At 74.1% G+C, this 8,726-nt stretch carries 8 protein-coding genes; 2 read left to right on the forward strand and 6 right to left on the reverse strand.

Annotated features, from left to right (window positions below; translation table 11 throughout):
* Positions 1–60: 60 nt before the first annotated feature.
* The 6 genes from hemB to K313_RS0108910 all read right to left on the reverse strand — a co-directional run bounded on the left by hemB (position 61) and on the right by K313_RS0108910 (position 6,148).
* Positions 61–1,035, reverse strand: coding sequence for a porphobilinogen synthase (gene hemB / locus K313_RS0108885; RefSeq protein WP_029211322.1), 975 nt, complete (start codon positions 1,033–1,035; stop codon positions 61–63).
* Positions 1,036–1,112: 77 nt separating this feature from the next.
* The gene (locus K313_RS0108890) at positions 1,113–2,804 is read right to left on the reverse strand and encodes a bifunctional uroporphyrinogen-III C-methyltransferase/uroporphyrinogen-III synthase (protein ID WP_029211323.1); all 1,692 of its coding nucleotides are present in this window, start codon (positions 2,802–2,804) and stop codon (positions 1,113–1,115) included.
* A 13-nt stretch (positions 2,805–2,817) separates the two neighbouring features.
* Entirely contained in the window at positions 2,818–3,804 is a 987-nt protein-coding gene (gene hemC, locus K313_RS0108895; RefSeq protein WP_029211324.1) for a hydroxymethylbilane synthase, read from the reverse strand.
* Positions 3,797–5,125, reverse strand: coding sequence for a glutamyl-tRNA reductase (locus K313_RS0108900; RefSeq protein WP_029211325.1), 1,329 nt, complete (start codon positions 5,123–5,125; stop codon positions 3,797–3,799). The genes hemC and K313_RS0108900 overlap by 8 nt, the downstream gene beginning before the upstream one ends.
* The gene (locus K313_RS0108905; protein WP_029211326.1) at positions 5,122–5,796 is read right to left on the reverse strand and encodes a redox-sensing transcriptional repressor Rex; all 675 of its coding nucleotides are present in this window, start codon (positions 5,794–5,796) and stop codon (positions 5,122–5,124) included. The genes K313_RS0108900 and K313_RS0108905 overlap by 4 nt, the downstream gene beginning before the upstream one ends.
* Positions 5,797–5,896: 100 nt before the next feature.
* On the reverse strand, positions 5,897–6,148 hold the full coding sequence (locus tag K313_RS0108910) for a glutaredoxin family protein (protein ID WP_029211327.1): 252 nt from the start codon (positions 6,146–6,148) through the stop codon (positions 5,897–5,899).
* A 167-nt stretch (positions 6,149–6,315) separates the two neighbouring features.
* Here K313_RS0108910 and K313_RS20590 point away from each other — a divergent pair, with 167 nt between their 5' ends.
* Both K313_RS20590 and K313_RS22305 read left to right on the forward strand, forming a co-directional pair.
* Complete coding sequence (locus K313_RS20590; protein WP_029211328.1) at positions 6,316–7,035, forward strand: sigma-70 family RNA polymerase sigma factor; 720 nt, start codon at positions 6,316–6,318, stop codon at positions 7,033–7,035.
* Positions 7,036–7,152: 117 nt separating this feature from the next.
* A partial coding sequence (locus tag K313_RS22305; RefSeq protein WP_029211329.1) for a hypothetical protein occupies positions 7,153–8,726 on the forward strand: 1,574 nt, incomplete at its 3' end.

Here is an 8,726-nt window from a genome sequence, read left to right on the forward strand (position 1 = left end):
AAGACCCTCGCTCCCCTGGGTGCCGTCATTCGGGGCACCGACAAGCACCCAGCGTAACGACTAGTTCAGCCAGCGTGCTGCCGAGCTTGCGTAATAGGTGAGGATCTGCTGCGCACCGGCGCGGTGGATGCTCGTCAGGGCCTCCAGCGCGACGCGGTCGCGGTCGATCCACCCGTGGGCCGCGGCGGCCTCGATCTGGGCGTACTCCCCCGACACCTGGTAGGCCGAGACGGGCACCGTGGACTCGGCCGCGACGGCGGCCAGCACGTCGAGGTAGGGCAGGGCCGGCTTGACCATGACCATGTCGGCGCCCTCCTCGATGTCGAGGCGGGTCTCGCGCAGCGACTCGGTGAAGTTGGCCGGGTCCTGCTGGTAGGTCGCGCGGTCGCCCTGCAGCGAGCTGGAGACGGCCTCACGGAAGGGGCCGTAGAAGCCGGAGGCGTACTTGGCGGCGTAGGCCAGCACGATCGTGTCGGTGCGGCCGGCCTCGTCGAGGGCTCGGCGCACGTGCCCGACCTGGCCGTCCATCATCCCGGAGAGCCCGAGCACGGTGGCGCCCGCCTCGGCCTGGGCCAGGCCCATCGCGGCGTAGCGCTCCAGGGTGGCGTCGTTGTCGACACCGCCGCGGGCGTCGAGGACCCCGCAGTGCCCGTGGTCGGTGAACTCGTCGAGGCACAGGTCGGCCATGACGACGAGCTCGTCCCCGACCGTGTCGGCCAGGCGGCGCAGGGCGACGTTGAGGATGCCGTCCGGGTCGGTCGCGCCGGACCCCACGGCGTCCTTGCTGGTGGGGACCCCGAAGACCATGATCCCGCCGACCCCGGCCGCGACCGCCTCGCGCGCCGCCTGCTCGAGGGTGTCGAGGGAGTGCTGCACCACGCCGGGCATGGATCCGATGGGTGTCGGCTCGGTCGCCCCCTCCTTGACGAACACCGGCAGGATCAGCTGGGCCGGGTGGAGGCGGGTCTGGGCCACGAGCCGGCGGACGGCCGGGCTCTGGCGCAGGCGGCGGGGGCGGTGGAGCGGGTAGCTCAAGGGTGTCTCCAGCAGAGGTCGGTGGTGCGGTCGTGTGGTGCGATCGGGGACGCGAGGTGGTGGTGCGCCGGCGGTGCTCAGCTGCGGCGGCTGCGACGGCGCTTGCTGGGCAGCACGATGGGGTCGCCGGCGTCGTAGGACGCCCGAGCGAGCGTGTGTCCGTGGTCGGCGAGCGCGTCGACCAGGGCGTCGGCGCTGGCCTCGGGGGCGAGGACGTCGACGTGCAGGCCGTGCTCCTCGGCGGTGCGCGCCGTCGCGGGACCGATGCAGGCCACGACCGTGGCGCGGTGCGGCTTGCCGGCGATGCCGACGAGGTTGCGGACGGTGGAGCTCGAGGTGAACAGCACGGCGTCGAACTGGCCGGTCTTGATGGCCTCGCGCACCTCGGCGGGCGGCGGTGAGGCGCGCACGGTGCGGTAGGCCGTGACGTCCTCGACCTCCCAGCCCATGTCCTGCAGCCCGGCCACGAGGGTGTCGGTGGCGATGTCGGCGCGCGGCAGGAAGACGCGGTTGATCGGGTCGAGGAGCACGTCGTAGGGCGGCCACTCCTCGAGCAGCCCCGCGGCCGACTGCTCCCCGCTCGGGACGAGGTCGGGCACGAGACCCCACTCGCGCAGGGCCGCGGCCGTGGTGCCGCCGACGGCCGCGATCCGCAGTCCGGCGAAGGACCGCGTGTCCAGGCCGTACTCCGTGAACTTCTCGCGCACGGCGCGGACGGCGTTGACCGAGGTGAAGCCGATCCACTCGTAGCGCCCGGTCACCAGGCCGGTGATGGCCTTGTCCATCTGCTGCGGGGTGCGGGGCGGCTCGATGCCGATGGTCGGGACCACGGTGGCGGTCGCGCCGTATGACGCGAGCCGGTCGACGACGCCGGTCGCCTGCTCCTTGGTGCGGGGGACGAGGACGTTCCAGCCGATCAGCGGCCGCGTCTCGAACCAGCTCATGGTGCTCCGCAGCTCCACCGTGCGGCCGATGACGGCCAGCAGCTCCTGGTCCTCGTCGGCGTGGTCGAGGACGTGCGCGGCGTCACCCAGGGTGGTCGCGCTCGTGTGCTGGTGCGCCGTGGTGCCGTGGTCGGTCAGCGCGACGGGCGTCTCGGGGGCGCGACCGGCGTCCAGGAGGGTGCTGAGCTGCTCGACCAGCCGTCCGGGGGTCCCGGACATCACCACCGTGACGTCCTCGGCGGCGGACGCCTCGAGGTCCTGCGGCAGGGCCGCGTCGCACACGTGCAGCCGCGGGGAGTCCTGGGAGGTGAGCGGGATCCCGGCATACAGCGGGACGGCCAGGAGGCTGGAGACGCCCGGAACGACCTCGTAGGGGACGTCGGCCTCGCTCAGGGCGCGGCACTCGGCCTCGAGCCCGGAGAACACGCCCGGGTCGCCGCTCATGAGCCGCACGACCAGGCCGGTCCCCCCGAGGCGGCCCACCGCGTCGAGGAGTCGTTGCAGCGCCAGCGAGCCCGCCGGCCCGGAAGGCGCTGGGCCGTCGGGCGTCGTCGCAGCCGGGTCGACGCGGCCGACCGGGACGAGGGGCACCACGTCGACGTCCTCGCGGCAGTGGCGACGCACCACCTCGACGTCGTCAGGACGGTCCAGCAGGACGATGCGGGCCTGGCCCAGGAGCTCGGCCGCCCGCAGCGTGAGCAGGCCGGGATCACCCGGACCGGCCCCCACGAAGGCGACGTGCGCACGCGCCCCCGTCGCCGCCCGGGGTGCGGGCACGGGGCCGTGCCTCCCGGTGGTCCTGCCGGTGCTCGAGGCCTTGCGCATCGTGGGGGTGCTCCTACGCCAGGGGATCTGTGCTCTGGGGGGCAGTCTGGCCCACCCCGGTCGGGCTGCCAAGTCCGCTCACCGCCCCGGCGAGTCCGGCGGCGCCGTCCTCCAGGAGCAGCTCGGCCAGGCGGTGACCGAGGTCACGGGGCTCGGTCCACGACCCGGTCAGGGAACGACGCAGCCCGTCGGACCCGTCTGGGCTCCCGACGAACGCTCGCAGGGACAGCTCCAGCCCGTCCTCGGACTCGACCACCTCGGCGAGGGCGCCCACCGGCGCCGTGCACCCCGCCTCGAGCCGGGCGAGCAGGCCCCGCTCGGCCTCGACGCAGGCGCGGGTCTCGGCGTCCTCGATGCGGGCGAAGACCTCGCGCAGGGGGTGGTCCTCGCGGCACTCGAGCGCGAGGGCTCCCTGCCCCGCGGCCGGCAGCACCTGCACGGTGTCGAGAGCCTCGCTGACCACGTCCACCAGCCCCAGCCGGGACAGGCCGGCCATGGCGAGGACCACGGCGTCGCACCGTCCGTCGCGGACGTGCTGCAGGCGGGTGTCGACGTTGCCGCGGATGGGGACGAGCTCGACCCCGAGGCCGAGCGCGGCGATCTGGGCGGCGCGGCGGGGCGAGCCCGTGCCCACGACCGACCCGGGCGGCAGCTCGGCGAGGGTCAGGCCGTCCCGGGCGCAGAGGGCGTCACGGGGGTCCTCGCGACGGGGCACGGCGGCGATGAAGAGGCCGGGCTCGGGGGCGGAGGGCAGGTCCTTGAGCGAGTGGACGGCGCAGTCGACCCGGCCGTCGAGCAGCGCCTCGCGGATCGCCGAGGCGAAGACCCCGGTGCCGCCGATCGTGGTCAGGGGGGCGGCGCTGACGTCGCCCTCGGTCGTGATCTCGACGAGCTCGACCTGCAGGCCCAGCTCGCGCAGCCGCTCGGCGACCCAGCCGGACTGGGTGGTGGCGAGGGCGCTGCGGCGGGTCCCCAGGCGGACGATCTGCTGCTCAGGCATCTGCGTGACCGATCTCCACGGCGGGTTCGACGTTGGCGGCCGACACGGCAGCCACGGTGTGCGGGTCCAGGTCGAAGAGCCGGTGCAGCGCCTCGGCGTAGCTGCCGGTCACGTCCTTGTCGGCCATCTCCTTCACCCGCACGGTGGGAGTGTGCAGGATCTTCTCGACCACGCGGTGGACCGTCAGGGCGACCTGCTTGCGGGTGGCCTCGTCCATGTCCGGGGTGCGGGTGTCGAGTCGCTCGAGCTCGGCATCGACGACCGAGCGGGCGCGCGAGCGCAGCGCCGTCAGCGTCGGGGCCACCGCCTGGACGCGGCGAGCCGCGAGGTATGCCGCGACCTCCTCCACGACCAGGTCGCGCACCTGCTGGACCTGGGCGGGGACCATGCCGTCGCGCGCCATGAGCTCGCCGAGGCGGGAGAGGCCCACGACCTGCACGCCCTCGACCTCGCTCACGGCTGGGTCGACGTCGAGGGGCAGGGCCAGGTCGACGTAGGCCTGCGGGCGGTGGTGGCGGGCGGCGGCGACCTGCTCGGCCAGCTCCCGGCCGACGATGCGACCGGACGCGCCCGTGCAGGTCACGACCACGTCCGCGGAGGCGAGCGCCTCCACGCGCTCGGCCCAGGGGACGGTGCGCGCGGCATACGCGCGGGCCAGGTGCTCGGCCTTGGCCTGGGTGCGGTTGGCGATGATCACCTCGGCGGCCCCGGACCGCGTGAGCGTGGCGACGGACAGGGCGCTCATGGCCCCGGCACCGATGACGAGCACGGACCGCTCGGTCAGCGGACCGACGTGTCGCTCGGCCTCCTCCAGCCCGGCGCTGACCAGCGACAGGGACACGTCGTCGAGCTCGGTCTCGGTGTGGGCGCGCTTGCCGACGCGCAGGGCCCGCTGGAACAACGCGTTGAGCTCGGGCCCGACCTCCTCGCGCGACTGGGCCGCGCGCAGGGCCGAGCGCATCTGGCCGAGGATCTGGCTCTCGCCGATCGCCATGGAGTCCAGGCCGCAGGCCACCGAGAAGGCGTGGGAGACCGCCCGGTCCTCGTGGTGGACGTAGAGGTGATCGCGCAGCACCAGGGCGTCGACCTCGGTCACGTCGGCGATCGCCTGGCCGATCTCGCCCACCCCGCCGTGGAAGGTGAGCACGTCGGCGTAGACCTCGGTGCGGTTGCAGGTCGTCACGACGAGCGCCTCCCGCACCTGCTGGCTCGTCGCGAGGACGGACCGCAGGGTCTGGGCACGGTCGTCGCCGAGCGTCGTGCGCTCGAGCAGGTCGATGGGGGCGCTGCGGTGAGACAGGCCGATGACGAGCAGGGTCACGCGGGGGCACCTCCGAGGGCCGACGCGGGCGAGGTCCGCGAGCGGTGGGCGAGCAGACGAAGCTCGGACGACAGGTCGACGGCCCGCACGTCCGTGGTCGACGGGACCTGCAGGGTCGTGGGGGCGAAGTTGAGGATGGCGCGGACGTCGGCGGCCACGAGCAGGTCCGCGACCTGCTGAGCGGCCGACGCGGGGGTCGCGACCACGCCGATGACGCGGGAGCCGTGCCGGGAGACCGCGTCGGTGAGGTCGGTCACGTCCTGGACCACGAGGCCGAGCACGGAGCCGCCGACGACCTGTGGGTCGTGGTCGAAGAGCCCGACCACCTCGAAGCCGTCGCCGTCGAAGCCGCCGTGGGAGGCGAGGGCCTGGCCGAGCCGGCCCATCCCCACGATGACCACCGGACGCACCTCGTCGCGGCCCAGGACCGACACGAGCTGGTCGCTCAGCACCGCGGTGTCGTAGCCGACGCCGCGCACGCCGAGCGAGCCGATCTGGGACAGGTCCTTGCGCAGCATGGCCGAGCTGACGTGGGCGGAGGCGGCGAGCTCCTCGGAGGAGACGCTGCCCACCCCCCGCGCAGCGAGCGCGGCCACCGCCTCGAGATACAGGGGTAGCCGGAGCACGGTGGCGTCGGACAGCTCACGACGCTCGGCGACCTCGACCTTCACAGCCCCTGGGGCTCCCTTCTGCCCGCCCCGTCCGGCGGGTAGGCACCGTTGTCCAGGGTATGCCCCGGCCTGGCGGGCACCCAAAAGGACGGTGCGGCCGTCACCCGAGCGCCCGTCGCAGGCGTGCGGGATCGACCCTCCAGTAGTCGTGCTGGCGCCCGTCGACGAAGACCACGGGGATCTGCTCGGCGTAGCGCTCCCGCAGGTCGGGGTCGTCGTCGATGGAGTACTCCGCGACGCTCGCCCCGCTCTCCCCGGCGACCTCGTGGATCGTCGCGCGGGCGACGTCGCACAGGTGGCAGCCGGGGCGGCCGAGCAGGACGACGCGGGCGCTGGTGAGGTCGGTGTGCACGGTGCCGACTCTACGGGTGCCGGTGCGCGCGGGGCGGACGCGCCGGCACGTTCCGGCCCGGCGCGCTCGTCCCTGGCAGGCGGCATGTGCTGCAATGGGAGTCGCTCGGGCCAGGAGGACCTATCAAGACCATCGCGACGGCGCGGCATCGCGACACTCTCCTACGGGTGACCACGCGACTCTCCGCCCTCCTCGGCGCCCACCCGCACGCGGGGGGCGCCGTGTCTGCGTCGGTCACCGTCGACCTGAGCCTGCTGTGGCTGGCGCTGTCGGACCCGCCGGGCGGATCCGGCACCGGGGGCGGGTCGTCCTCCGGTGGGAGCGGCCCGGACCCCGACGAGCTGGAGCGGGTGCGCGCCCTCGTGGTCCTCGCGCAGGGCGGCGACCAGGACGCGTTCGGGCAGCTCTACCAGCGCTACGTCCAGGTGGTCTACCGCTACATCTACGTGCGCGTGGGGTCGGTCCACACCGCCCAGGACCTGACCAGCGAGACTTTCATCAAGGCGCTGCGCAACCTGTCGGGGTTCACCTGGCAGGGCAAGGACATCGCGGCGTGGTTCGTCACGATCGCCCGCAACGTCGTCAACGACCACGCCAAGTCCTCGCGTTTCCGGCTCGAGGTGACCACCGAGGACATGCGGGACGCCGACACCGAGGTCGAGGCGCCCGAGGGCGAGGTGCTCCAGCGGATGCGCGACGAGCGGCTCCTGCAGGCCGTCGCCCAGCTGCGCCCCGAGCAGGCGGAGTGCGTGACGCTGCGCTTCGTCCAGGGGCTGTCCCTCGCCGAGACCGCCGAGGTCATGGGCAAGAAGGAGAACGCCGTCAAGCAGCTGCAGCTCCGGGCCGTGCGTGCGCTGCAGCGGGCGCTGGAGGGCGAAGACCTGTGACGGTTCCCGTAACCTACGGCCCGCTCGCTCGTTGAGCATGGCGGACCAGCACACCCAGACGCAGACGCAGTCCCATACGCAGAGCCAGACCCAGACACTGAGGAGAGGAGGGGTGCCATGGTGAGCTTCATCGACGACTTCGTGTCCCGCGCTGACGCCGACGCCTTCGAAGCCATGCTCCAGGGCACGACACCACCCTCCCCCGCGATGTCCGACCTGCTGAGCCTGACCCAGCAGGTCGCTTCCGTGCCGATCCCCGGGCCCAACCCGTCGTTCGTCTCCGGACTGGCCGCCACCCTGCGCACCGAGGCGGCGGCGGTCGCGGCCTCCCCGCCGACGTCCGCCCCCGCGCCGGTCTCCCAGCCGTCCGTCCTCACGATCCACGGCACCTGGCCCAAGGTCCTCGCCGGCGCTGCCGCGGGCGTCGTCGTGGCCGGCACCGGCCTCGGCGTCGCGGCCCAGGGGGCTCTCCCCGGGGACGCGCTGTATGCCGTCCGCGGGGTCGTCGACGGCCTCGAGGTCCGTCTCGCGGGGTCCGACGGAGCCCAGGGCCGGACACTGCTGTCGCACGCCCGCGAGCACGTCGCCGACGCGGGCGCCCTCGCCGATCGGACGCCGCAGGTCGCCGACGACATCCGCACGTCCTTGAGCGACGCGGCCGCGTCGGTCGAGTCCGGCCAGACCGAGCTGTTCGCGGCCTTCGACGACACGCGGGAGCCCGACCACCTGCGGGTCGTCCAGGAGTTCACGAGCTGGGTCCAGCCCCAGCTGCAGACGCTGCGGCAGAAGGTCCCGGCCGAGGCGCTGGGCGAGCTCGCCGCCCTGCAGAGCACCGTCGACAAGGGCTCCACCGAGCTGCGGGCCAAGCTCGTCGCGTGCGGCGAGTCCTGCTCGGGGATCGCCGTCCCGGCTCCGGGGCCGAGCGCCACCACGTCGCCCTCCTCGCCCGCTCCGTCGACCACGGCCCCGCCCTCGACGTCGCCCTCGCCGCCGAGCCCCTCGTCGCCCACCACGATCCCGCCGCTGCTCACCTCGCCCGGCGCCACGGTCACGGTGCCCGCGCCCAGCGTCCCCAGCACCCCTGGCCGCACCACGCGGCCCCAGCGACCGACGACGGTGCCGGACGAGCCCCGACCGCGCCCCACCACGGACCCGACCCGGACCCGCACGCCTCGGCCCACCGCGCCCCGACCGACCACCACGGACGCGGACCCCACGCCCACCCGCTCCACCTCGACGCCCACCCCGTCTGGGCCGAGGCCGTGCCCGCCCCGCCAGGTGTGGGTGCCGCTGCCCGGCACCGACCTGGGGACCTGCCCTCCGAGGCCCAAGGTCCCGACCGTCACGGCAACGATCGTCCTGCCGCCGGTCGTGGTGCCCCCGGTCGTGGTGCCCGATGCGCCTGATGTGACCGTGCCCGATGCGCCTGATGCACCCGACCTGCCCGTCGCTCCCGAGCCCGAGCCGACCGAGCCCGGGGCGCCCGAGCCGCCGGTGACCCCGACGACCACGCCGTCGGACGAGCCCACGACGCCGACCCCGACCGCCACCACGACCGAGCCCGTCCCGACGACGCCGGCTCCCACACCCACCAGCACCACGACGGAGCCGACTCCCACGCAGACGACGCCGGCTCCCACACCCACCAGCTCCACGACGGAGCCGACTCCCACGCAGACGACTCCGGCTCC

Origin of the sequence: Arsenicicoccus bolidensis DSM 15745 (assembly GCF_000426385.1) — a bacterium.
GTDB classification, from domain to species: Bacteria; Actinomycetota; Actinomycetes; order Actinomycetales; family Dermatophilaceae; genus Arsenicicoccus; species Arsenicicoccus bolidensis.